The sequence below is a fragment of the bacterium genome, assembly GCA_021372535.1.
In the GTDB taxonomy this organism is placed as follows: domain Bacteria; phylum Latescibacterota; class Latescibacteria; order Latescibacterales; family Latescibacteraceae; genus JAFGMP01.
On record JAJFUH010000187.1, the window covers coordinates 1 to 25639 of the forward strand.

At 48.5% G+C, this 25639-nt stretch carries 22 protein-coding genes and 1 tRNA gene; 7 read left to right on the forward strand and 16 right to left on the reverse strand.

The window, feature by feature from the left end; all coding sequences use genetic code 11:
- From LLG96_16610 to LLG96_16630, 5 genes are all read right to left on the reverse strand, one after another.
- On the reverse strand, positions 1–2512 hold a 2512-nt coding region (locus LLG96_16610), incomplete at its 3' end, for a 3'-5' exoribonuclease (protein ID MCE5251831.1).
- Positions 2513–2653: 141 nt separating this feature from the next.
- Positions 2654–3667, reverse strand: coding sequence for a glycosyltransferase family 9 protein (locus tag LLG96_16615; protein ID MCE5251832.1), 1014 nt, complete (start codon positions 3665–3667; stop codon positions 2654–2656).
- The gene (pheA, locus tag LLG96_16620) at positions 3660–4511 is read right to left on the reverse strand and encodes a prephenate dehydratase (protein ID MCE5251833.1); all 852 of its coding nucleotides are present in this window, start codon (positions 4509–4511) and stop codon (positions 3660–3662) included. The genes LLG96_16615 and pheA overlap by 8 nt, the downstream gene beginning before the upstream one ends.
- Positions 4508–4903: a sporulation protein gene (locus LLG96_16625; protein MCE5251834.1), complete on the reverse strand. Its 396-nt coding sequence runs from the start codon at positions 4901–4903 to the stop codon at positions 4508–4510. The genes pheA and LLG96_16625 overlap by 4 nt, the downstream gene beginning before the upstream one ends.
- A 2-nt stretch (positions 4904–4905) precedes the next feature.
- Entirely contained in the window at positions 4906–5622 is a 717-nt protein-coding gene (locus tag LLG96_16630) for a hypothetical protein (protein ID MCE5251835.1), read from the reverse strand.
- A gap of 268 nt (positions 5623–5890) precedes the next feature.
- On the opposite strand from LLG96_16630, the gene LLG96_16635 reads away from it, so the two are divergent.
- Complete coding sequence (locus tag LLG96_16635) at positions 5891–6478, forward strand: hypothetical protein (protein ID MCE5251836.1); 588 nt, start codon at positions 5891–5893, stop codon at positions 6476–6478.
- Between the two features lie 22 nt (positions 6479–6500).
- Here the strand turns inward: LLG96_16635 and LLG96_16640 are convergent, their stop codons facing one another.
- Both LLG96_16640 and LLG96_16645 read right to left on the reverse strand, forming a co-directional pair.
- Complete coding sequence (locus tag LLG96_16640) at positions 6501–7856, reverse strand: cytochrome c family protein (GenBank protein MCE5251837.1); 1356 nt, start codon at positions 7854–7856, stop codon at positions 6501–6503.
- A 5-nt stretch (positions 7857–7861) separates the two neighbouring features.
- Positions 7862–8704, reverse strand: coding sequence for a rhomboid family intramembrane serine protease (locus tag LLG96_16645; protein MCE5251838.1), 843 nt, complete (start codon positions 8702–8704; stop codon positions 7862–7864).
- 222 nt (positions 8705–8926) lie between these two features.
- Between LLG96_16645 and LLG96_16650 the strand changes: the two genes are divergently transcribed.
- On the forward strand, positions 8927–9466 hold the full coding sequence (locus tag LLG96_16650) for an O-acetyl-ADP-ribose deacetylase (protein ID MCE5251839.1): 540 nt from the start codon (positions 8927–8929) through the stop codon (positions 9464–9466).
- 417 nt (positions 9467–9883) lie between these two features.
- The gene (locus tag LLG96_16655; protein ID MCE5251840.1) at positions 9884–10678 is read left to right on the forward strand and encodes a hypothetical protein; all 795 of its coding nucleotides are present in this window, start codon (positions 9884–9886) and stop codon (positions 10676–10678) included.
- Positions 10679–10999: 321 nt separating this feature from the next.
- Here LLG96_16655 and LLG96_16660 read toward each other — a convergent pair whose 3' ends face one another.
- Positions 11000–12580 (reverse strand): hypothetical protein, encoded by a 1581-nt coding sequence (locus LLG96_16660; GenBank protein ID MCE5251841.1) that lies wholly within the window; start codon positions 12578–12580, stop codon positions 11000–11002.
- A 789-nt stretch (positions 12581–13369) separates the two neighbouring features.
- Here LLG96_16660 and LLG96_16665 point away from each other — a divergent pair.
- The 4 genes from LLG96_16665 to LLG96_16680 all read left to right on the forward strand — a co-directional run bounded on the left by LLG96_16665 (position 13370) and on the right by LLG96_16680 (position 16446).
- The gene (locus LLG96_16665; GenBank protein MCE5251842.1) at positions 13370–14812 is read left to right on the forward strand and encodes a hypothetical protein; all 1443 of its coding nucleotides are present in this window, start codon (positions 13370–13372) and stop codon (positions 14810–14812) included.
- An 81-nt stretch (positions 14813–14893) separates the two neighbouring features.
- Positions 14894–15136 carry a DUF4160 domain-containing protein gene (locus tag LLG96_16670; protein MCE5251843.1) on the forward strand — a complete coding sequence of 81 codons (243 nt, stop codon included), beginning with the start codon at positions 14894–14896 and terminating at the stop codon, positions 15134–15136.
- Complete coding sequence (locus LLG96_16675; GenBank protein MCE5251844.1) at positions 15093–15377, forward strand: DUF2442 domain-containing protein; 285 nt, start codon at positions 15093–15095, stop codon at positions 15375–15377. Before LLG96_16670 ends, LLG96_16675 begins: the two co-directional genes overlap by 44 nt.
- Before the next feature lie 28 nt (positions 15378–15405).
- A complete protein-coding gene (locus LLG96_16680) occupies positions 15406–16446 on the forward strand; it encodes a hypothetical protein (protein MCE5251845.1) in 1041 nt (346 codons plus the stop codon).
- 514 nt (positions 16447–16960) lie between these two features.
- Here the strand turns inward: LLG96_16680 and LLG96_16685 are convergent.
- The 8 genes from LLG96_16685 to LLG96_16720 form a co-directional block, all read right to left on the reverse strand.
- The gene (locus LLG96_16685) at positions 16961–18217 is read right to left on the reverse strand and encodes an OFA family MFS transporter (GenBank protein ID MCE5251846.1); all 1257 of its coding nucleotides are present in this window, start codon (positions 18215–18217) and stop codon (positions 16961–16963) included.
- A 106-nt stretch (positions 18218–18323) separates the two neighbouring features.
- Positions 18324–20303 carry an acetate--CoA ligase gene (gene acs, locus LLG96_16690; protein MCE5251847.1) on the reverse strand — a complete coding sequence of 660 codons (1980 nt, stop codon included), beginning with the start codon at positions 20301–20303 and terminating at the stop codon, positions 18324–18326.
- A 262-nt stretch (positions 20304–20565) separates the two neighbouring features.
- Positions 20566–20651: transfer RNA gene (locus LLG96_16695), tRNA-Leu, on the reverse strand.
- 113 nt (positions 20652–20764) lie between these two features.
- A complete protein-coding gene (gene secG, locus LLG96_16700) occupies positions 20765–21181 on the reverse strand; it encodes a preprotein translocase subunit SecG (GenBank protein MCE5251848.1) in 417 nt (138 codons plus the stop codon).
- A gap of 135 nt (positions 21182–21316) precedes the next feature.
- Positions 21317–22072 carry a triose-phosphate isomerase gene (gene tpiA / locus LLG96_16705; protein MCE5251849.1) on the reverse strand — a complete coding sequence of 252 codons (756 nt, stop codon included), beginning with the start codon at positions 22070–22072 and terminating at the stop codon, positions 21317–21319.
- A gap of 97 nt (positions 22073–22169) precedes the next feature.
- Positions 22170–23366: a phosphoglycerate kinase gene (locus LLG96_16710; GenBank protein ID MCE5251850.1), complete on the reverse strand. Its 1197-nt coding sequence runs from the start codon at positions 23364–23366 to the stop codon at positions 22170–22172.
- Positions 23367–23450: 84 nt separating this feature from the next.
- Positions 23451–24458: a type I glyceraldehyde-3-phosphate dehydrogenase gene (gene gap / locus LLG96_16715; protein ID MCE5251851.1), complete on the reverse strand. Its 1008-nt coding sequence runs from the start codon at positions 24456–24458 to the stop codon at positions 23451–23453.
- Positions 24459–24487: 29 nt separating this feature from the next.
- Positions 24488–25495, reverse strand: coding sequence for a ketose-bisphosphate aldolase (locus tag LLG96_16720; GenBank protein MCE5251852.1), 1008 nt, complete (start codon positions 25493–25495; stop codon positions 24488–24490).
- Positions 25496–25639 lie beyond the last annotated feature (144 nt).

Below are 25639 nucleotides of genomic sequence, written 5' to 3' on the forward strand. Positions count from 1 at the left end.
ATGTGGGTTCATCACTGAAACGGCGCAAAAGAAGGCTCCGCGAGCCATCGATTCCCTGAACCAGCAGTGTCATACCGTTCCTGACAAACTGTTCCCTGAGATCGTGGTACGCCCGGTTGAGATGTCCCCATGATGTGAACAGGACGAGCATCCCTCTCCTCACGCTGCTTGCGATGAGGAGGATTAGGCGGTTGCATTCCTCGATAAACTGTTCCTGTTTGGGTGACGGCAAAAACGAGGGAACGATGAGCGCCGACTGCCGTGTGTAGTCGAAAGGCGAATCGGCAATGAATTCCGTGGTTCTTTCCCTGTCGTCGAGGTTCAGGCCGAGACGGTCCCTGATATATGAAAAATCGCGGGCGACTGCAAGAGTGGCCGAAGTCATCACCACCGTCTCCATGTGGTCATACAGACCCACTGCCAGCTTTTCCGCCACATCGAGCGGGGCGCTGTGAATACCAAGAGCGTAAGGCGTGCCGTTTTCGGGATATTCGAACCAGAATACATTCCGTCCCCCGGCTTCGAGGAGAAAAGCAAAGTCGCCGCCGAGCCCGACAAGGTTTTTCTGGATTTCCTCGAGATCGATGAGAATATCTTCCTTCTGATTGAGCCGGCCCGATGGGACACCTGAAATGAACAGGATAATACTGCCGATTATCTTCACCAGTTCCGTGATACCGGAACTAAACGCCTCGGCTGGATCAGCGCACTGTGAAAAAACGGGGGACGCGCCGGAATATCTCAGTTTCCCTGCATGGCCGTTCTTGTCCTGAGCAGCCTCCATCCGCACCGCCGCATCGAGACAGGTAAAGAACTCGCCGGTGACTGACCGGACATGCTCCACAGCGGTGACGGCATCTTCGAATATCTGCACATTCGCTGCATACTCGGGCCATGCCTTGATCATCTCCTCCACCCATTCACGGAGAACCGCAAGGATACCGTACTTTCCATCCTGCGGGGAGTACAGACGGTTCAGGATACGGCGCACACGGTAATAATTGAAGGTGACACCAAGAAAACGGAGCGCGACTTTCTCGATATTGTGCGCCTCGTCGAAGATGATGCGGCTGTACGTGCCGAGAACACCGCCATCCGATACCATATCCGAGAAAACGAGCGAATGGTTGACTATGATCACATGGGAGCGCTGTGCCGCCCGCCGTATACGGGTAATGAAGCACTGTTCCCTGAAAACACACCTGCCGCCCCTGCATGATGAGGTCTCGGAGTTGATATGATCGAGAAGACCGCTGTCATGGAGCATGGTAAAAAATCCGGTTTCGGACAGGTCGCCGCTTTTCGTTTCCTGAAGCCAGGCGGCAACGGGGAGCACGAGGTCGCGTTCCTGTTTCGTCAGAAAATGTTCTGGTGAATCGACAACGCTCTTCCATCGGTTCATGCACAGATAATTGCCCCTTCCCTTGAGAATCACCGCTCTGAATGGGAAATCGAGCATGGTGTTCAGGAGGGGAATATCCTTTGAAAAAAGCTGTTCCTGAAGATTTTTCGTATTGGTCGAAATTATCACCCGTTCCCGTGACCGTTCTGCCCAGATAATCGACGGGATGAGATAGGCAATGGATTTCCCGATTCCGGTACCTGCCTCGGCAAGGAGGATTTCCGAATCGTTGAACGCCCTTGCTGCCCGTTTCGCCATCATAATCTGTCCGGTACGCTCTTCATAGGAGTCGTGAACCATGGAAAGCTTCCCCCCGGTTTTGAGAATGGCCTCGATCTCCGCCGGGTCGATGGTCGCTTTCAGCGGTTCCTCAATACCCGTGTCTTCTGAGAAATCGCCGAAGATATTGTTATCGGTGCCGTACTTCCCGCGGGTTTCGTCTACGGCCTTTTTTGCCGGGAACCGTTTACCTTCCAGACGTTCCCTTAACTGGGCGTCGAAAACCTCACCGAGCGCGCTCCCGGTCTTTGAGCAAATCTTGTGAAGATCGTTGAAAAGATGATCGGGAATCATCCTGAGCATGTCGATGAACTTGAGAAAAATGATCGCCGTGATTCGCGCGTCATCGAGGGCGCGGTGGCGTTTTTCGGGAGTAAGGCCAAAAAAATCGATGAGACTGTCGAGGCTGTAAGATGGAAGCCGCGGGAGTACTATCCGGGCGAGCTCGATATTATCGATTGCCGTTTCGATATTTCCGATTCCGGCAGCATGGCGCAGAAAAGCGACATCAAACCGGGCGTTGTGACCGAGAAGACGGTAGCCCTTCAGAAAATCGAGCAGCCCGGGGATGACATCCCGTACAGGCAGGGAATGCTCCACATCATCATTGGAAATACCGGTAAGATGGGTGATAAAATCAGGGATCGGATGCTCAGGCTTCACCAGTTCGGAAAACTCGGCGACAACCGCGCCCTCGCTGACCCTCACCGCGCCGATTTCAATGATCTCGTGGAGATCCGAATCGAGGCCGGTTGTCTCGACATCTATGGAAACGAACGTATCGGGAGAAATCATGGGTATATGATTTTTAAATGTTCGTACAGCACTCATTATAACGGATTATTCATAACAAACAATTGACCACGGATATACACGGATTTTTATTTATAGCTGATCCGGGTAAAAACTCTTTTCAGGATCCCCTTCTACTCTTTGTCCCTTTGTCCCTCTGTCCCTTTGCCTCTTTGCCACTCAGGAAAATCCATCCGCCATGACATTTATGAGTTCTTCAAATACCATTCCGCATGTAATACCGTCCATGCAGAACCGCACCTTCATCCGGCACTTTTTCTCCCCGTGAATACTGCAGGGGCTGCACGGGACACCGGAATGGAGGATACTTCCCGAGGGATATCCCGGAACAAACCCAAGATTCGGATGCGTGGGACCGAAAATCGCCACGAACGGGGTGGCGACCGCGCCGGCAATGTGCATGGGACCGCTGTCATTGGTGACCAGTCCTCTGAGAACGGCGATTACTCCGACAGTCATTGTCAGATCGATACTTCCGGCCAGGGAAAACGATTCACGGGTCATCATGCCGCGAACCCGCCCGATAAGCTGTTCATCGTACCGGTCACCGATAAATACCGGCAGATAGCCGTTTTCGGCAAGAGTATCGCCAAGACGGGCAAATGATTCCTCATTCCATCGCTTTGTCTGATGCCTTGCTCCGGGAGCAAGACCGACCGGTTTTATCCCGTTCCCCGGTTTGTATGCCTTGATGAGAGCGGATGCGGCGTGGAGAGTTTTATCGTCAGGAACGATCCGCGGCAGAACCGTACCATCGAGTCCAAGCGGTTTCAAAGTCCGGAGATAACTGTCGAGGACATCGAAATTCCGTCTGAACCTGTTCCGGGTCCACACCATAAGACGGCGTGCTATCGGATGCTTGTCGAGTCGCATTTTACGCGGCGAGCTGATAAGGGAGACAACAGCCATGCTTCTCAGCGTGCCGTGGAGATCGATGACAGCATCGAAGCGCTCGCGGCCGGTCATCCGCGCTATCCGGAGCGGCGATTCATCACCCTGAATGGCGATCACACGTGCGACGCGCTCATCGGCATGGAATAACCCCGTATAAATGCTCTTTGTAAGGATATATATGCGGGTTCCGGGCAGCCCCCGGTAAACCGCTTCCACAACAGCGGTTGACAGAACGACATCCCCGAGCGAGCTGAAACGGACGATAAGAATATCATTCATGTCGTTCCCTGATATGGCTCACGACCTCATCACCCTTGCGGTACGATCCCAGAACCTTGAGAAAGCTGGCGATCTCGCCGAGATGGTTTATAGCCCGCTTAGTTACTTCATGACGGATATCACCGTTAAAATCGAGGTAAAAAAGATATTCCCATGGCGATCCGGGAATGGGTCTCGACTCAATCTTATAAAGATCGATATCGCGGAGAGCAAAAACACTGAGACTCTTGAAAAGCGCTCCCGGAATATTTTTGGTTGCGAATACAATTGATGTTTTTGCATTCCCGGCTTCTTCCGCCAGTTCCTTCGAAAGCACGAGAAAACGAGTGAAATTTTTGTGGTTTGATTCGATAGCGGATTTGATGATTTCAAGCCCGTAGTCTATGGCGGCCTGCTCGCTTGCAATGGCGGCTTCGTCTGTTTTTCCGCTGTTTTTGATTTTGAGCGCCGATGCCGCAGTATCATAAACGCTGACTTGCTCGACATCCGCAAGCGCATGAAGAAAATCCTTGCACTGGGACAGCGCCTGCGGATGGGAATAAATCCGCCTGATGTCCGACAGCCGCACACCCTTGTTCACGATAAGATTGTGGATAATCCTCAGCTTGACCTCACCGGTGATCACCAGATTCCGATCGAGAAGGAGATCGTAATTCTCATGGATGCTTCCGGCAAGCGAATTTTCAATGGGTATAACGCCATGGTCGGCATCACTGCCCGAAACTGCATCGAATACTTCCGCAAACGTCGGACGCGGCACGACAGTTACGTCCCTGCCGAAATATTCATAAGTGGCAAGCTCGCTGAATGCTCCCAGCACACCCTGGAATGCAACCCGTTTCATGCGTCCTCTTTTTTCGATTTTTCCTGTTCATCCTTATCTTTTTCTTTATCCTTCGATAAAACTTCCTTGAACATTTCGAGCAGCGGCGGAACAAGATCGATGATGCGTGTCAGCGTCGCTTCACGGCTTTTCAGAGGAAGGAGCTGCGCTTTTCCTTTTGAAACCACCACGAACGCTACCGGTTCGATCGAAGCGCCTCCGCCGGTCCCCATCCCGCTCCCTTTGCCGGGTTCGTTGTTCTCGCCGCCTCCAGCCCCGAAACCGAACGCTACCCGCGATACGGGTATTATAACCGAATCTTCGGCCTGAACCGGCGTTCCGATGACAGTTTCGGACCGGACTGTTTCCTTTATCTGTTCCATGACAACTTTTGCGGCTTCGGCTACATTCATGATCATACCTCCTGTAAAGAATTTTTCCGTTTCATTTCCCTGAACCAGTACATGATACGCTCCCTTTTACGGTATAGCATACAGGGAGTTCTCGTCATCAGTCTTATCCATAAAATATATCCTCTCACGGTGACACGTACGATAATGTCGCCCGCGATAACCCTCCGCGTAAAATTCCATGATGGTTGAATCCTGTATTTTTCCGGCAGAATACCGTTGAACGCATATAAAGCGCCGATTATCCATCCCGTAATATGCGGATATCCCAGACCGAGCCTTATATTCGCGGTAACTTCGTCGAATCCTATCATATCGTGAAATTCGCGGATTACCCACCTCAGCGCTGAGAAAATATCGCGGGCAAGGCAGTAATACCAGGATATACCTCTGCCCTTCCCCGCTGCCGGTTTTTTCTCTTGTATCTCTTTTTTTTCTTTCCGTTTTTTTATGCGGGTCCTGACAGCCCGTGACAGCACAGAGACTTTTCTCGTTACATCGAGCTTCAGTATACACCTTGAACAAACATAACTCTCTATCTGATAAGCGTTTTCCAGCTTGTGAAATCCCCCGCCGAATAATCCGTTGAATCCATGAATCCTGATTTCATACATGAATCCGTCATCCGAATCTCCCGAAGCGCGGAAGTACATTTTTACCGGTAGGAAAACCGCAAGAATCAGCAATCCGAAAAAAAACAGGATGATATACAGAATTATCATATGGTTTTCTTTCCGAAATTCTTATATTGAATCTGCCTGACACACCGGATGATTGTACTTTATGAAACGACAGATGAAATAATCCCGCTATCCATTGATTTTTAACAATCTCATGTTAATAAACTGAAGATGTTTTTCTACCGTGATTCTCATCAGAATTTTTATATTTTTTGCTTGTATAGTATCATAGTATCAGTGTATGTATGACTAAATAAAACTTATGCAGGGAAATCCTTTCGAAAAACGGAAGCGGAGAAGAGTCAAAACCATGAGAGGGACCATCATCGCTCTGATCGTGCTCGTTATACATTTCCCGGGTCTGTGTCACGCTGACGAACACCCGGCAACCGATGCCGAAGTCTGCCTGTCACTGCTGACAAAATCAGCGGATACGATACTTTCCCGTTCCGGTAAACTGCCCGGTTCGACGGCACGATTGACCTGTTCCCGCGGAATCCCGCTTTCGGATATGACCCGTAAAGCCCTTGAAACATATGTGACCCACCGCGGTTTTACCCTCACTGACGATTATCTCAGAGCCGACTTTACGCTCGATATCGCTGTCACCGATACGGGAATCGTGCTCATCAGGAACGAAAGCGGCTATGACCGAACAGTACATCTGACCGTCCACATACAATGTACCGATAACTCCGGTTTCGTTCTTTTTGCGTCGGGTACCATGGAAACAGCCAGGGATACCATATCAAAAGACCATGCGCGATCGACCGACGACGGACACCTGTTCAGCCGTGATACCGGAAGGTCGGTAATCCGGACGGCATCCCATATAAAAACCATGATCGGAACGCTGCTTGTCATATCCGGTGTTCTGGCATATTTTGCGACACGGTAAGAGAGCATCCCCCATGGAGCGGTTATTTCACCGGGCGTTCAGTGACAGCCATGGAAATTACCGGAACATCCTTCGATTGTTCACCAAGAAGCAGTTTTACAACAGACGGGTCCATCGAACGGTACCTGAGCTCCGCACGGATAGTCAGAGGCTTTTTGCATGGTTTTTTCAACCCATATGTCTCATCATGATAGCCTTTCGGCGAAATACGATGATCATAGAGCATCCGTGAGGCCTTTACAACATCGATGGTGGGATTTCCCTCGGAATCACCGAAAACAGTGTTGAACAGGCATGTATTTTCCGGAATACTGCCATCTTCCGCCATACCGGAAAAGAATACCGTTCTGCCTTTTTTATCCAGTACCGTGACCTCGAGCCACATCTGGCGGAATTCGGTAACACCCGTCGGGAGCATATGCCCGGCGCCCTCGTTTTTCACACGCACCGTGAATCCATCAAGAGCGCCTTTGGATTCGGGAACCATGATTTCGAGTTCCGCGGCATGCATGAGACGTTCCCGCGCAAGCGCGGCTTTTTCGGTATTCCCGAGCAGCTCAGTCATGAATACATTTCCGCCCACAACGCTGTGACGGTATATATGGGGTCGTTCCCTGCCCATTTCCGCCGATTTCCCGGGATAATCGGGCCGTTCGGTCATGCCTGTCGAGGGCTTTCCGGGCGCCTGACGCATATGGCAGTCCTGACAGACCACCCGTTTTTCAGGATCCGGAGAGTTATAGGGACTGTTATACCACTCGTCGTAGGTTCCCTCAAGCTTTGTCATATACCAGAGATGAGTCACATTATGGCATGTTCCGCAGATTTCAGCCGAGGTATGAAGCCCGGAATAGACAGCCTCGTGGTACACCGGCTCCGAATCGTCACGCGGGCCGCGCTTGACTCCGGGATCATCCTCGTTTCTTCCGGGATCGGTATTGAACGATGCGTTCATGAGAAGGATAACTTCGTTGATACTGTGGCACATGTCGCAGAAAATGGCGTTCCGGGTCACACTGTCGGTCTTGTCGTAGCTGTCGGAAGAACCCTGTATCTGTCCCGAACGGTAGGCAACGGGGTTGTGGCATGCCACGCAGTGTTCGGCGTCGTCAAGTTCGCCCTGGTTTGCGGTATCGGCAACGAAACGTTTCGTGGCGGCGCGGAAAAGGAGATCGTCAAATGCGGTCGAATGCATGGAGCCTTTCCACATCTCGTGTATATCGGTATGACAGTTTCCACACACATCTGGACTGATAAATCCCTTGAGCCGGAAAGGATTGAGCCCTGTTTTCCACATTTGCATAAGGTCTGAATCCTCACCACGGGAAACAAGCGCCATGCAGAAAAAAACTGCAACCATCAGAATACTTTTTTTCATATAATCTATCGTTTCCTCTGAGACGCACGGTCGAGTATACGCCGTTCATTATCACTGAGACTGTCCATGCCGTGACGGGCGATTTTGTCCAGAATACGATTCACTTCTTCATCGAGATCGGGATGAGACTGATCGTCGCCACCATCTTCATCTGATTTTCCGCGCCCCCCGTCGATAACGGTGAACTTTCTTCTCCTCCACCATCGTGAGACAGCGTTGTGTTTCCAGATACTTTCAAGGTTAATCATAACCCGCCAGCCGTATTTCAGATAAATAAAACCGGTTACAAAACCACCGACATGAGCGAAATATGCAATTTTCGTATTGGATCTGCTCAGTCCCATGACCAGATCGATCGCGCCGAAAAGAATAACGAATTGGAGCGCTTTCATCGGGAGTATTCCAAATACCAGAATCAGCCTGTCAGGCCACATCATGCCATAGGCGAGAAGCAGCCCGAATATCGCTCCCGACGCGCCGATTGTGGTGGCATACGGGTTCGAAAAACCGATAAGCGACGTAATCAGAACGAGAAGCCCGCCGCCAATTCCACAGGTAAAATAATATTTCAGAAAATCCCGTGTTCCCCAGTTATATTCGAGCTCACTGCCGAACATCCACAGCGCGAACATATTGAAACCGATATGCCAGAAATCTCCGTGAAGAAACATATACGTGAAAAACTGCCATATCCAAAACTTTTTCAATATATAAAGCGGTGTCAGACCGAATAATGCACTCCATAAACCGCTTGGGATAAAGAGATTTGTGATCACAAATATTACTGCATTTGTAATTAAAAGTGATTTTATGGCTTTTGGAAGACCGTAACTGTATACAAAAGGCATTTTATATTTTCCTTACGTTTCAATATGCTTTCCTGTTATGTTAAATAGTATACGATAATATAGGACTCAGTATAAACAGCCGCAAACAATTTCTCTCCACAGGCATAAATCATGAAATACCGATGGCAGGTGTTTATTGATGATCGGAGATATTTATCATACTGATATTCATCCACCGAGACCCGGCTCTTTTATATATTGTTAACAGGAGGCTTAAAAAACATGCGTGAATTTCTTGATGGCAGGATCATTGTCAAAACAGGCGATATTACCCATGAAACTGTCGATGCCATAGTCAATGCTGCAAACTCCGGCCTCATGGGCGGCGGAGGCGTTGACGGCGCCATACACAGGGCAGGCGGCCATGAAATACTCGACGCCTGTAAAAAAATCAGGAAAGAACAGTTTCCCGATGGCCTGCCTACCGGAGAGGCGGTTATCACCACTTCGGGCAGGCTTCCATGCCGGTATGTCATTCATACGGTCGGCCCGGTATGGCGCGGCGGTAAACATGACGAAAAGCAGCTTCTCGGCAACTGTTACCGCAACTCGCTTAAAGTTGCAGTCGATACAGGATGTTCAACTGTGGCATTCCCCGCCATCTCGACGGGTGTATACGGATTTCCGAAAGAACTGGCTGCTGCAATCGCATCCGCGGTGATAAAGGATTTTCTGGCAACCGATGAATCCATTAAAATGGTAGTATTCGTTTTTTTCAGCAGCACCGATGAATCCGTATTTGTTGCGAACCAGGTGTTCTGAATTTGAAACGACATTATAAAATGAATAGATAATCAATTTTAAATGTTTTTATTATCCTTATATTTTTAACTTTCTTTTTTCGTACATTTATATATATTATTTTCCTTGCCGGCTCAATTATTTCCGATTTACTTCGCAAGCCAGATAAGCATTCATATTCATATAAAAACAGGCATAGAACGCGGGTAGTCGTAGATTATATCGATATGTGGAAACAGTACTCTGTCAATGGTTGAATATCTTTGGATACCTTTTGCGAAACTCACGGTTGTATAGCGGTGCATTTGTGTACGGACACGTTTTATAAGGAATTTTCCATAAAATTATCCGATACCCCGGTATTTTCCCTGAATATGTGACATAGCGCACATTGCTTGTTAAAGCCAAATTTTATATTGGGAAAAAGAGAGTACCATTATGAATAAAGTAAAAATACATAGTCCGCAGGAAATCGACCTTCTCCTCAATTTATCGATATCCGAAGAGACGAACTGGCATCTCCTAATCGCTACGCGGGATAAACAGCTGGTTTCTGCTGTCCGGAAGTTGTTCGCAGACGATCAAAAAGTGCATATAGAAAATGTCAGCCTCGGTTGTGATGCTCTCATAGCATGTGTCAGAGACAATCCGGATTTACTCATCGTCGATGACCATCTGGCCGACATTCCGGCGGAACTGATTATAAAATCCCTCAGAAGGCACGAAACGCTCCAGAATATAAAAATTTTCTGCAATACAACCCTCGGTAAAACCGCAAAAATACCGGATGTGGGCGCTGATGACTATATCATTAAGTACAACCTGGAAAAAGTATATCTTCTTCGGAAAGAAAGTATACTGACCAGTGACAGTGATGATCAAAAGCGGAGAGAGTATTTGAAAAACGAACGGCGCTGGCCGAGGACAAGGCTCAATATCATTGCTAAAGTCGAAATGATGTTCCCGAATGAATCCGAGCCGGTTGATTATGGAAAAGCAGTGGTGGAAAATATAAGCTTCGGAGGTTTATGTCTTTCCAGCGTACAGTTAAAAAAAGGGGTCATTCCCGATGAAAATTTTCTCATCAGATTGACTGTCGATCATCCCCCTCTTAAAAACTGGAAAGCGGAGTCCCTGGTTGTGAGAAATAAGGATCACGAGCCTGTAGGTTTGAAATTCACGAAAATCACCAAAAAAGATCAACTGAAGATCTGCAATCTTTTTGAAGAATAACAACGTTCCTGTTGATTCTCATCTTCCCCCGACACCAATTCTGTCAGAAAATACAATAATTCAGATAGTATCATTCCCGGATTATTTCTCATATATACCGAGTTGCATTGCTTATAAATCGGGAAGACAGGCTGGGTGTCCGTTCTGATTCCGATTTTATAGCTGCTTGTGTCTTTGTGTTTTTGTGGTTATATATTTTCATGAATTACCCGGATTACATTACACATCATTCCAAAAAAGATAAACACGGATACCGTCATAAGCGGTAATCCGTGTTTATCCGTCGCGTCTGCAAGGAAGGTGCAGAGGTTAGTACTAAAATCAGCCTTTTATATCTTCATCGCCCCGTACGATAGTACGTTTCGGATCCCAATCGAACAGGTCGATATGGTCAATTATACACTTGTTAAAATTATTTACCCATTCATCGATCAACTGTTTTTCCATACTCCTGCGTTCCGGCTCGGACAGGTATATGATATCTGACGATTTCCCGAGTGGGAACATGCGTAAACCCCTCTTCTTGAACACCGTAGCGGATATCATGCCCAGATCATGGGTCTCCCCTGTAACAAGGTCTATCACCGAAGCACGGGCCTTGAGCGTAAAATCCGTCTGAGGGAATCCAACCACGAGCGGTATGGTGAAACCCGTTTTCCGCGTTACGGAATATTCGGAGACATCCGCGTTTATTATGTAATTTGCGCCGAGACGGACGCCGAGGTCTGTCGGTGATTCTTCGAGCGGCACAAGCGCTTTCTGCTGCAATGCTCTGTCAACCTTTTCCCCCGGAACGACCTCCACAACACTGAGCGATTCGAGATTTTTCTGAAACGTTTTTCTGAGCTCGGTTTCATAGAGGTAGGTAATATCGCTTCTGGAGAATTCCTTGACAGCGACAAAAGAGTTCTTAGCCCTCGTTTTTTCACCGATATTCGATGGTTTTTCGATTCCTTTAATCGCTCTTTTTATTCCCCGCGGAGAGACCGATGGGATATTCACCTTGAACAGGACAGTCCTGACGGGAATCTGCCCGGTGACACGAAAATCCATGGCGATGGCCGCATTGATACGGTCCGGTTTCCCTATACGAAACCCCGTTACGATACGGTCGATATCCTCGCGCTGAGGCCGCGATATGAAACCGGTCGAGTTGTACTCGGCAAGTCCGGAAAGCCATGGATTTATCGGTATGACAGCTCCGAAAGAAGTATGAAACTGGTTCTGGAAGATAGTTGCGGAATATCCGGCATCGTCCGGCATCCCTATCCCGCGGTATCCGAAACCGGTATCGTAGAATACATCTGTCGGATACGACGTATCCTGCATGGTCGCATTCGGATACATCTGCATTGCCATGGAAAAATATCCGTTAACGCGTTTGAAGCCCATTCCGCATGAAGCATCGATGGTATACGCGAACTCTCCTGTCGAGAACTGCCTGAATCCAAGGGGTTCATGGCCATAGACCATTTTTTCCGGAATGACAAACCTGCTCCCGAAACTCAAACCTCTCATGATCGCCAGCGTTGGCTTATAGGCAAAACGTACACCGGCGCTGATATCTCCTCCGCCGGTTTTCTGTCCTTTTCTTGTGTCCTGGGTAAACAAATCGGCGTAATAGGGGAATGAACCGCTTACGGCTATGTTGTTTGTAATGCCGAATTCAACGGTGGTGATAATCGATGAAATATGTGATTCGGTGACACCGTAGCGCTGTTTCAAAACACTGTTCGCCGTTATCGATGAATAATATGTAGCGTTTGAAATCCGTAATATCCCCTTTGCCGGAGATTCCGCAGGCAACGTCCTGAAAAGGTCATCAGGCTCTGCCATGGCGGCGAATGCATTGAGCGCCGCCATAAGAACACAGCACATAAAAATATTTCTGCTTTTACCCATAAATGTCTGTCTCCCGGACAAGCGCGGAAACATGAAAAAACTGCTCTTCAAGCTCGATGAATCTGTCCGTACACATGGTACGTGCAATTCACCGTGCAAATAAACTCGCAAATTACATGCCAGCCAGAAAACCCGGTTTCCCCCCCGATTTTCATCAAAAATCCCCGTTTCCGGCCTGAAATAAAGATTTATTATCACCGGCCGGTGGTTATTATTTCCCTTGCAAGGAATTTTTTTCCGTTGTGCCGAAGAATATAAATGAGTGTGGATAGTAGCTGGAAAGTCACCGGATGCATATTATCAGTTTGAGATGTCGTTTTTTACATTATCGTTTTGTGGTTGTTTAAAAATCAGGAAATGAAAGTAACAGCACTCAAATTTTTTCTTGACTGTCTCATGATATAATAATATTTTGTTCACAGTATATTAGTCATTTACTGTGATTTACAAAGATTTCTTTAGAAGAGAGCCTGTACGATTCAGCATGGAGAGAAAGATTCTCTCGCAGTATCTGAGCAAGAACGATGATGATTTACACTAACGTTCTGAATCGTTTAAGCTGTGGCGTTAAAAGCATGTAGACAACTATTGAGGAAGAATGCGATACGTGATATGAGAAAACCATATAAAAGACACTGGAATACCGCAAGGACGACTCTAACCAATTGATGAAACATTGATTATGCAGAATCGGTTGTGGCGTGTCATCGGGAAGCATCTTCTGAAAGTGGAGATTATCTGAAAATCATAGAAATAGTAATTAAGTGCCTATATTAAAAGAAAATAAAAATGTCTGAAAAGAAAGTTGCATCTGTAGGATGTGAGATACCAGGAGGACTATCTGAATATATCAGTATTGATTCAGATGCATCCCTCTTGGATTGGGATATTATTCTCTTTAATCCTAGCATTTCTTTTTTTGTGGTTCATAAAGATACCTATCAGGGCAAACTCTCTTTATCCGGTGACAATTCATTTCAATTGCGTGAATGCAGTGAACACTGGAGACGAGAAATAACAGATGCTATCCATTCAAACAAGACAGTCATCGTCTTTCTTCCTGAGCTTTACGAAGTCTATATCGATACGGGTGAACGCCAATATTCTGGTACTGGACGAAATCAAAAGACCACAATCTTGGTTGACTTATACAATAATTACAAATGCCTGCCCTTTGATCTAAAGCCATTTAACTCTAAGGGTTATGCTATGCGACTCGCGAAAGGAAGTAATCTTCTCACAAGTTATTGGTCTGAATTTAGCAGTTATTCGTCCTATAGAGTTCGTATAGAAGGCCAAGTTTTAAAACCCTTAGTTATGACAAAGACTGGAGATAAAACAGTAGGTGCTCTTATAAAACAAAAAGATTCCGCTGGTGCACTATTATTGCTCCCATATCTCAATATAGAATCCGAAGAGTTCTATAAAGAGAAAAATAATGGAGAATTTGAATGGACAAAGCAAGGCCAAGAATTCGGGCATCGATTACTTGGTGCGATTATCGAAATTGATAAGACCCTTAAGCAATCAGAAGCTATTACACCTACTCCTGAATGGGCGAAAGCACCAGATTACAAATTACCCAAAGAGGCGATATTACGGGAAGAATTACTTAAGATTGATAAAAAAATAGAGAATCTTCAACGGCAAAAGCAGACGTTCCGAGATAAACTTGCAAACGAGGTAATACTTCGGCGATTACTTTTTGAAAAAGGAACGCCACTGGAGGACGCAATTCTTCTTGCCTTGAAGCTGATGGGATTCTCCGCTAATAAATATAAAGACAGCGAGTCGGATTTTGATGTAGTCTTCGAAAGTAACGAAGGTCGTTTTTTGGGTGAGGCAGAGGGCAAAGACAATAATGCGATTGGAATAGATAAACTTCGTCAACTTGAAATGAATATCCATGAAGACTTAGCGCGTGAAGAAGTGTCTGAGCCAGCTACAGGTGTTCTTTTCGGCAATGCCTATCGATTATTTCCATTAAATGATAGAAGCGCATATTTCACTGTGAAATGCCTAAAGGCAGCAAAACGAAGCGGTACAGTACTTGTGAAGACACAAGATTTATTTAAAGTTGCACAATACCTTTCTGGAGAAACAGATTCCACTTATGCTCAAGAATGTCGCAAATCTATATTGGAATCACCGGGAAAAATTGTACTGTTTCCTGAACCACCGCAAGTCACTACAGTCAAAGCAAATATTAAGAAAATATCGGAAGAAGAATGATAAAAGCTTAACAAATAACTTGTATGTATGGTTAAAAAACCATAACACAGTTCCGATATTAGATTTTTAAAAAGGAATACTATGAGTCCAACACTATTCAGAGAAAAAGGATACAGATTTTATTTTCTTTCAAAAGAAGAAGAGCGAATCCATATCCATGTAACATCCGAGGCCGGAGAAGCAAAATTCTGGCTGGAACCTATTGTGTCATTAGCCGTATATCATGGATTGAATCCAAAAAAGCTGAATGAAATTCAAAAAATTGTTGAGGAGCACAGTAATGAAATCATCAAAGCTTGGAAAAAGCATTTCAGTAAGCGTTGAAAATATAACTCCCTTCGGCATATGGTTATTTGTTAAAGAAAAGGAATTCTTTTTAAGCTATAAAGAATATCCGTTTTTTGAAGATCAGACATTGCATTCGATTCAAAATGTTCAATTGATTCATGGCTGCCATCTATACTGGCCGGAGTTGGACGTTGATTTAGAGATTGACAATCTTGAAAATCCTGAGAAGTATTCCCTTCAATTTAAAACAGACGTGCATCTGACGAAGAGAGATTGAAAAATTTGCTGAAATGAGGTCGATACCAATGACAATGAGAAAAATCAAGGTTCACATAAAACTCCGTTTTATCGAGGCAGTTGGCGTTGTCATCAGCGCTATACTGAGTACCCTGTGTTTCGCACACATATCTATCGCCGGCGAACGGCCCGCAATGCCTGCCGTAACCAGACCGGTGATATTCAACACTGACGAGGCAGACCGTATTCTCGCAGCCCTGCAGGTCTTCCCGCCGGACAATCCCTGGAACGAGGATATCTCTCGATGCCCGGTTTTAAAGAATTCGAAGGAGATCGTTGCATTGATCGGGGCCGACAAGCCGCTGGCGTACAACCTTGACATGGCCTTCATCCTTGTTCCGGGCAATCAGCCGCGGGTGGACACCCGGATTCTGACCTATCCCGGGGAATCGGACCCCGGGCCTTACCCGATTCCCGATGACGCCCCTATCGAGAACTGGCCTCTCGATGGACGAACTCTTTCGGCGGCGCAGACAGCGAAGGAGACCGGCGACCGGCATGTCATCGTTGTCGACCCGGTCAATCGCATGCTTTACGAGTTCTACCAGGGCCGGAAGACCCGGACAGGCTGGGAGTGTGCGTGCGCTGCGGTCTTCGACCTGAAATCCAACAAGCTGCGTCCCGATGGCTGGACATCGTCGGATGCCGCCGGGTTTCCGATCTTCCCTGCGATTATACGGTTTGACGAGGTCGAACGGGGCATGGTGGAGCATGCGATGCGTTTCACCGTGAGAAACACGCGCAGAGCGTATGTCTATCCCGCCACGCACTTTGCCAGCAGGAAAACCGACCAGGACCTGCCGCGCATGGGCGAGCGTTTCCGGCTCCGTGCGGATTTCGACATCTCCGGCTATTCACCGCATATGCAGGCGATCCTCAAAGGATTGAAGAAGTATGGCATGTTCGTGGCCGACAACGGCGGTGACTGGCGCTTGTCCGTCGCGCCCGATTCGCGAATCGAAGGCCTGGACGAGCTCGGGAGGCTGAAGGGTTCGGACTTCGAGGTCGTCGCAGCACCAGGGCCGGATGAAGGACCTCGATCCAGGTGAGCGAATGGTATGGAATAAGTTCAATACCCATGAATATGAGAAAAAACAGGGTTCTTGTAAAACTGCGCCGTGGATACTCCCTGTCGGGAATGAGATGGTCAGCAAAAAATGAAAGAGAGCACTCGATATGTAAAGATTGTAGAATGGTCGGAAAAAGACCAGTGCTTTGTGGGAAGTTCACCCGGACTTATATATGGGGGATGTCACGGTGACAACGAAAGGGAAGTGTTCGACAATCTGTGCCGAATCGTAGAGGAAGCGATCGCTATCTACAAGATGGATGGTAAAACCTTGCCACCTCCTACATCCGGACGTGATTTTGCCACCAAAATGCAGCACATCGCATAACAACCGGAATTCAGGGTGACGTGTACACACACGTACGATCAGGCTGTCATGCTGAACGTGGTTCAGCATCTTGTGATAAAACTTATATTATAAAAAAGCCCTGTGAAAATTCCTCTTCGGAAATCACAGGGCTTTTTAAAAAGTCCGGTTCGGTCGTAACCCGTTGTCAGCTCTTCGGTCTGGTGATGGTCAATGCCAGAACCGCGCCTACGAGGCAGACAACTCCCGCCGGTAAAAACGCCATGAGGAACGAGCCGGTCGTTTCACGAACGAAACCGCCGAGCATCGGCCCCGCAATGCCCGCTATACCATAAGCGGTGAACACGAACGGATAGTTCGATCCCACATTTTTTGTTCCGAAAAGATCGGCGGTCGCTGTCGGGAACAGTGCAAAGTTGCCGCCGAAATTAAATCCGATCGCGGAAGCATAGATTGCCAGCATTATTGCCGTGGTACCCATCTTGTAAAAGGTCAGCATGAGAAATCCCTGGATGAGGCACATGAGGAAAATCGCGGTCTTGGGACCGATATTATCCGATATCTTTCCCCATGCGATTCTTCCGAGACCGTTGAAAATGGCGTACCATGCCATGGCCGTTCCCGCGGCTGCTTTTGCGGTTGCCTCATCGAGACCCGAGGATTTCAGTGAATCGATGCCAAAAAGCGCAATGGTTCCGATAACCATGAGTCCGGCCATACCTCCGAAAACAAAGATAAGCCAGATTGTCCAGAACTGTACCTTTTTGAGAATCTCCTGCCAGATATAGTCACGGCCTGCGGCTTTCTTTGACCCTCCGGCCGCTGCGGACGGCGGTACATACCCGGCGGGAACATACCCTTCGGGAGGATTGACCATCCAGATCGACCCGATGAGAACCATCACGGCGAAAGCGATACCATACCACAGAAATACCGATTGAACGCCGTACTTATCGACAAGGCCGAACCACGAGCCTCCGACCTTCACCCAGATTGTGGCGCCAAAACCGAATCCCGCCACGGCGAGACCGGATATGAGTCCCTTTTTATCGGGAAACCACTTCATTCCCACTGCGATGGGCACCACATATGCAAGTCCGATGCCTGCACCGCCGATAATACCAATGCAGATGAGCTGCATGATGAATGAATTTCCGAACAGTCCGCCAAGAATATAACCGGCGCCGAGCACGAGTCCACCCGAGAGGGCGAGCGGTTTCGGACCGACTTTCCTCATCTGGATACCGGCAAAAATCATGACGAGCGCAAAGGTGAACAGGCCCGCTGAAAATATCGCCTGTGTCTGAGGAGTCGTGAAATTATAGGGGGCTTCCTTCAACGCCTTGGTGAAGACCGACCATGCATATATCGCACCAAGCGCAAGTTGAATGAGGATCGCTCCGAAAACCACCATCCATCGATTGAATACTTTTTCGTTTGCCATAGACCCTCCGGTTCATTTCAAATGTACGTAGTATGAAACATGCGGCCACGTTTTCCGCAACCGCATGTTTTTTAAAATACATCAAAATACGACATGACGGTCGAGTCTATATGATCCTCTCATCGATGAGTTTTTTGACCACATCCGGATCAAGGAGTGTCGAAATGTCACCAAGTTCACCTGTATCATTGGCTGCGATCTTTTTGAGGATACGGCGCATGATTTTACCCGAACGGGTCTTGGGAAGGGCATCGGTGAACTGAATCTTATCCGGAGATGCTATGGGGCCGATCTCCTTACGGATATGGGCAACGAGTTCTTTTTTCAGGTTTTCGGACTTCTCGACACCCTCGTTAAGAGTCACAAACACATAGAGAGCCTGACCCTTGATTTCATGAGGGAAACCGACAACGGCAGCTTCGGCGACAGCGCTGTGGCTGACCAGGGCGCTTTCGACCTCGGCTGTACCGATACGGTGACCGGATATGTTGATGACATCGTCGACTCGTCCCATCAGCCAGAAGTCACCCTCTTCGTCGATACGGGCGCCATCACCGGTGAAGTAATATCCTTTATACTGTACCCAGTACATTTCAATAAAACGCTGGTGGTCGCCATATACTGTGCGCATGATTCCCGGCCATGGCCTTTTGATAACAAGGTACCCGCCTTCATTGGTACCGCACAGGGAGCCGTCCTCGCGGAGAATCGCAGGCTCGACGCCAAAGAACGGGCGGCTCGCCGAACCGGGTTTGGTCGGCATGCATCCGGGCAGCGGTGTGATGAGAATTCCACCGGTCTCGGTCTGCCACCATGTATCGACAATCGGGCATTTCGAGCGTCCGACAGTATCGAAATACCACATCCATGCCTCGGGATTGATCGGTTCGCCGACTGTACCGAGCAGCCTGAGCTTGGAAAGATTGTGCTTGGTTACCCAATCGGAACCTTTGCTCGCGATAGCGCGGATTGCGGTCGGTGCGGTATAGAATATCGTTACGCCGTACTTTTCGCAGATATCCCAGAAACGGTCGGGTTCCGGATATGTCGGCACGCCCTCGAACATGACCGAGGTCGCATGGTTCGCAAGGGGACCATATACGATATACGAATGACCGGTCACCCAGCCGATATCGGCGGTGCACCAGTAGATATCATTCTCATGATAATCGAAGATGTATTTATGAGTCACGCTTGTGTAGAGGAGATAACCGCCGGTTGAGTGAAGCACACCCTTGGGTTTTCCCGTGGAACCGGAGGTATAGAGAATGAACAGAGGGTCTTCGGCATCCATGTGCTCGGGCTCGCATTCATCGGACACTTTCGCCATGAGTTCATGCCACCAGAAATCACGGCCTTTCTCCATATGTGTTTCAACATCTCTGCGCTGATAACAGATTACCGATTTTATCGAGGGACAGGCATTATCCTTGAGCGCCTCGTCGGCGTTAATCTTGAGAGGAATCGCCTTGCTGCCGCGGAGCGAGACATTGGAGGTAATGAGAACCGAGCATTTTGAATCCTGAATGCGTCCCTGGAGCGCCTCTGCGGAAAACCCGCCGAATACGATCGAATGGATCGCTCCAATTCTCGTACAGGCAAGCATTGCAATCGGGAGTTCGGGGATCATGGGCATATAGATGCAAACCCGGTCGCCCTTTTTAACTCCCTGAGATTTCAGAACATTCGCAAATTTCTTGACTTCCGTATACAGCTCTTTATAGGAGATATGCCTGTCCTCGTTCGGATCGTCTCCTACCCACAGAATCGCTGTTTTGTCGCCTTTTCCGGCTTTTACATGACGGTCGAGGCAGTTATGGGAAACGTTGATCTTTCCACCGTCAAACCATTTTATTATGATTTTATCTTTGTCAAACGAATATACTTTATCCCATTTTTTAAACCAGTCAAGCGTTTCGGCCTGTTCTCCCCAGAATCCGTCAGGATCCTCAAGCGACCGCTTGAACATCTTTTCGTATTGTTCCATGGAACTGATATGAGCTTTTGCCCTGAAGGAATCGGGAACAGGAAACTTACGCTGCTCTGTCATGAGGTTGGTGATGTTCTGTTTCGGTTGTTCAGACATGTGGTTCTCCTTCTGCGGATGAGGTTGGACTGAAGCGAAACACTATTTTTTTTATTAAAGTGTTGTCTCAGTTCCCGTTTGGAGAAAAACGGGAAATACGTATACTCGCTGCGCTGATCTGCGTCGCAACGGGTAAAAAGGGTAATTACTCATATATGAGGATACGAAAAAACATGATATACGCTCGCCGCGCTGCGCATCGTAGCAGTGGGTAAGAAATGTGCGAGAATAAGGAAATTATCATGAGAAAGCCAGAATTATATGGTGCCCGAGACCGGATTTGAACCGGTACAGCCGTGGGCCACTACCCCCTCAAGATAGCGTGTCTACCAATTCCACCACTCGGGCATTCATAAACAGTATTTTTTTTGTCTGCCGGATTACGGTTTATCGTTTCCGGTTGAAAAAGTTTTTAATGAACCATTCACATAAATCCACAATCATAAACTGCAAAAACCAGTTTATTTCTTCTCTTCCTGTGCCGGAGCATTCTGAGACGGAGTCGTCTCAGAACCGGTTTGCGCATTATCGCCGGCGGCAGGTGTCGACACAGGCATTTCGGTTGTAACCGCCGAGCTTGAAGGAGAAGAAGCCGCTCCGCTTTCAATAAGAGCCCGCTGAATCGCACTCTGGGAAACACGGCCCGGTTTAACGAAATTGAGCGATATCGATGTCAGCATGAAGAGTATCGCGAACGCTGTCGTTGCCTTGGCAAGGAACGGCGCAGCTCCTCTGCCGCCGAAAACTCCGCCTGTCATTCCGGATCCGCCGAAGGTTCCCGCCAGTCCGCCACCCTTGCTCGACTGCAGAAGCACTGATATGACAAGGGCAATACAGACGATAACATGAACTATCAGTATAAGAACATACAGAAACATTATAAACCTTACCTTCCCAAAACATGTATAATGATTTCTGGTTTCTCTTTTATGGTAGAAAAAGTGTTGACCGGTATTCTCGACCATAGAGTAGCGCTGATAAAACACAAACGATAAATCTAAACCTTATGAAACTTACAACGCCGCGCGGATGATGCCTTCGAACGATTCGGCATCGAGAGCAGCCCCACCAATCAGTCCGCCGTCTATATCAGGTTGCGCAAGAAGTTCGCGGGCATTTCCGGGTTTCATGCTGCCGCCGTACTGAATCCTTGTTTCCGCTGCCGCTTTCTTCCCGAACAAACCCTCAAGCAGTCCCCTGATAAAGGCGTGTACTTCCTGAGCTTGTTCAACAGTAGCGGTTAGACCGGTGCCGATAGCCCAAACCGGTTCGTACGCTATCACCGTTCCATGAAACTCATCCGCTCTCAGATTTGTTAATGCACCCTTCACCTGGCGCTCGACTACTTTCCGGGTTATTCCGTTTTCACGCTCTTCCCGCGTTTCACCGACACACACAATCGGGGTGATCCCGGCTTTAATCGCAGATTGAACTTTTTTTGCGACTATTTCATCGCTTTCATGAAAGTACGTTCTTCGTTCAGAGTGTCCCAATATAACGTATTCACAGCCCAGAGTCAAGAGCATATTGGCCGATATTTCGCCGGTAAATGCACCTTTCTGCTCCCAGTGCATGTTCTGCGCGCCGAGCGCTATAGTGGTTCCCTTTATACCTTCACCTGCCGCCGCAAGAGAGGTAAAGGGCGGGCAGACTACAATCTCCACGTCCTCTATTCCGGAAACTTTTTCGGCAATCGCATGAACCAGCGTTTGAGCCTCACGGTGATTCATGTGCATTTTCCAGTTGCCGGCGATGATGATTTTTCTCATGATAGTCCTTTAGCAGAAAAGTTCCACGAAGGCACAAAGGCATAAAATTGTTTAAATTATAATTTTACCTTCGTGTCTTCGTGGTTATTTGTTATATTCACCCTCGATTGAGCGCCTGAACTCCCGGAAGTATTTTCCCTTCGAGCAGTTCAAGGGAAGCACCGCCGCCGGTCGAAATGTGACTCATCCTGTCCTCCATCCCGAATTTGGCGATCGCCGCCGCGGAATCACCGCCGCCGATAACGGTAACCGTTCCTTTCGCGGTTGCATCGGCCATAGCCTGCGCTATCGCTTTCGTTCCGTTCGCGAACGTTTCCATCTCAAACACACCCATCGGGCCATTCCACACAACAGTTCCCGCGCCTTTAATTTTTGATGTATAGAGCTCAACGGTTTTCGGCCCGATATCGAGACCTTCCCAGTCTTTCGGTATGGCATCGGAATCGACATATCGTGTCCTGGCGTCGTTTTCGAATTTATCGGCTATCATGCAGTCGACCGGAAGGAGAAACTCGCAGGACGAAGCTTTGACCTTCTCCAGGATATCACGGGCCATATCCACTCGTTCGGCCTCCAGAATCGACTTGCCGATCTCGAGTCCCATGGCCTTGTAGAATGTATACGCCATCCCTCCGCCGATGAGAAGAGTATCTGCCTTGTCGAGCAGGGTGGTTATCACATCGATCTTGCCGGAAATCTTGACTCCGCCGATAACGGCCACAAAGGGGCGTTTCGGTTCCTTGACCGCGCTGTCGAGATAATCGATTTCCTTCTTGAGAAGATAACCCGAGGCAACCTCTTTGAGATAACGTGTGATTCCTTCGGTGGAAGCATGGGCACGGTGCGCAGTACCGAATGCATCGTTCACATACACATCGGCAAGCGATGCGAGTTTTTGTGCAAATTCAGGATCGTTCGCTTCCTCCTCCTTATGGAAACGGAGATTTTCAAGAAGAACCACATCGCCCGGTTTCATCTCCGAAACCATGGCTTCGACAGCGGAGCCAACACAGTCCGGCGCAAGCTTCACCGGCTTGTTGAGATGCCTGCCGAGACTTTTCGCCACCGGCGCGAGGCTCATCTCGGGTACGGGTTTCCCTTTGGGACGTCCCAGATGGCTCATGAGAATGAGTTTCCCACCCTTGTCGAGTATGTAGCGTATGGTCGGAAGCGAGGCGACAATGCGCTTTTCATCGGTAATATTCCGGTTCTCGTCGAGGGGAACGTTAAAATCACAACGGACGATGACCCGTTTGCCCTTGAGATCAATATCGTTTACAGTCTTGATAGCCATTCATCTCACCTCGGTCTGACAAGTAAATCCCGCGGCTGCTCTCGTAAGCATCCGCGGGATACCATTTTACTGTTTACAACGCCCTTACTTTGCCATGAGTTTGAAAAGGTCGATGCACCGGTTCGAATAACCCCACTCGTTATCGTACCATGAAAATACTTTGACCATGGTGCCTTCCATTACCGAGGTCATTTGGCCGTCAATGATCGACGATGCGGGATTTCCGATAACATCGCTCGAAACGATCGGATCATCGGTATACTCGAGGATGCCCTTCAACTCGCCATTTGCGGCTGCCTTGAATGCGTTATTCACCTCTTCGATGGTGACCGCACGTTTGAGCTCGCACACGCAGTCGGTCAGTGAGGCATCGGGTGTGGGTACGCGGACACTGACGCCGTCCAGTTTCCCCTTGAGCTCGGGAAGAACCTTACCGACAGCGCGGGCGGCGCCGGTTGTGGTGGGGATCATGTTGATCGCGCCAGCACGGGCTCTCCGGAGGTCTTTATGAACCTGGTCGAGAATTTTCTGGTCGTTCGTGTATGAATGGATCGTGGTCATGAATCCCTTGACAATCCCGAACTTCTCGTGGAGAACCTTCGCCATGGGAGCCAGGCTGTTTGTGGTGCACGATGCATTCGAAATCATGGTGTCGGCCGAGGTCAGAATGTTGTCGTTCACGCCCATGACAATCACCTTGATCTTGGATTCGCCCTTGCTCTTGGGGGGAACCGAGAGAAGCACTTTTTTCGCGCCGGCATCGATGTGTTTCTGCAATCCGGCATCATCAGCGAATATACCGGTCGATTCGAGTACCATTGTGGCACCGAGTTTTCCCCACGGAATATTTGCGGGATCCTTCTCGGAAAATACGAGGACCTTCTTGCCGTTGACAATGATGCCGTCAGCCGCTGCCTCGACAGTACCTTTGAACTTGCCCTGTGTCGAATCATATTTCAGCAGATGAGCCATTGTCTTGGTATCCATAAGATCGTTGATACCGACAACCTCAAAGCCGCCATCCGCAATCGCCGCACGGAAAACGAGCTTGCCGATACGGCCGAAACCATTGATTCCGATTTTGATAGCCATGGTAAATCCTTTCTTTCTTCGTGTGAGGATTACAACAAACCGCTCTTCTTGTAAAAGTCAATCATATCATTGAGCGAAACCGGTTTGAAATCTCCGGCATGCCCCGCAGTGCCGAGATCGCGCATTTTCTGAGCAACGAGTTTTGTGAGTGCATCACGGGCCGGTTTCATATAATCGCGGGGATCGAACTTATCGGGAGTTTCCACAAAGACTTTACGGATAGCACCCGTAATCGCAATACGGCCGTCGGTGTCGATATTCACCTTCCGCACACCGAAGGGTATGGCCGACTGAATGGCGCTCATGGGAACGCCCTTTGCCTGGGGCATTTTGCCGCCATATTTATTGACAACCGCCACCAGATCTTCCGGCACGCTCGACGAGCCGTGCATAACGAGCGGGGTCTCCGGTATCCGTCTGTGTATTTCCTGTACGATATCGATCGCAAGTTTCGGTTCGGCTTTGAATTTGTAAGCGCCATGGGAAGTACCGATTGCAACCGCCAGAGCATCGACCTTCGTTTTCTTGACAAAATCAACTGCCTGGTCGGGATCGGTCAGGTGGACTTTCCCCGATCCGACGCCGTCCTCGATACCACCGAGTGTGCCGAGCTCCGCTTCCACTGTTACTCCGAGGGGGTGGGCATATTCGATAACACTCATGGTCACCGCTAAATTTTCCTCGTAGGTTGTCGGAGTTTTACTGTCCTCCTTGAGGGAACCGTCTATCATGACCGATGTGAATCCGAGCGCAATCGCCTGCTTGCAGGTATCCAGACTGTTGCCATGATCGAGATGCATGGCGATGGGTATGTCCGGATTTTCTTCCGCCGCTGCCAGCATGAGGTGTTTCAGGTAGGTGAAATTCGAGTACTTGAGCGCCCCGCGGGAAGCCTGTATGATAACCGGTGACCGGGTTTCCTGCGCAGCAGCCATGATAGCCTGTATCTGCTCCATGTTATTGACATTAAATGCGCCGACAGCGTAATTTCCCTTTGCCGCTTCCAGGAGGAGCTGCCGCATCGGAACTAATGGCATGGGAGTACCTTTCTCAATCGTGAAAGTGCGTTATAATAAAATCCCGGTGAAAACACTTTATGCGTGGATATCAGCTGTCAAGGATCGGCACGAATTCCCGATTAATAATTCGGGGACGGATTTACATGCCCTTGACAGCAATAA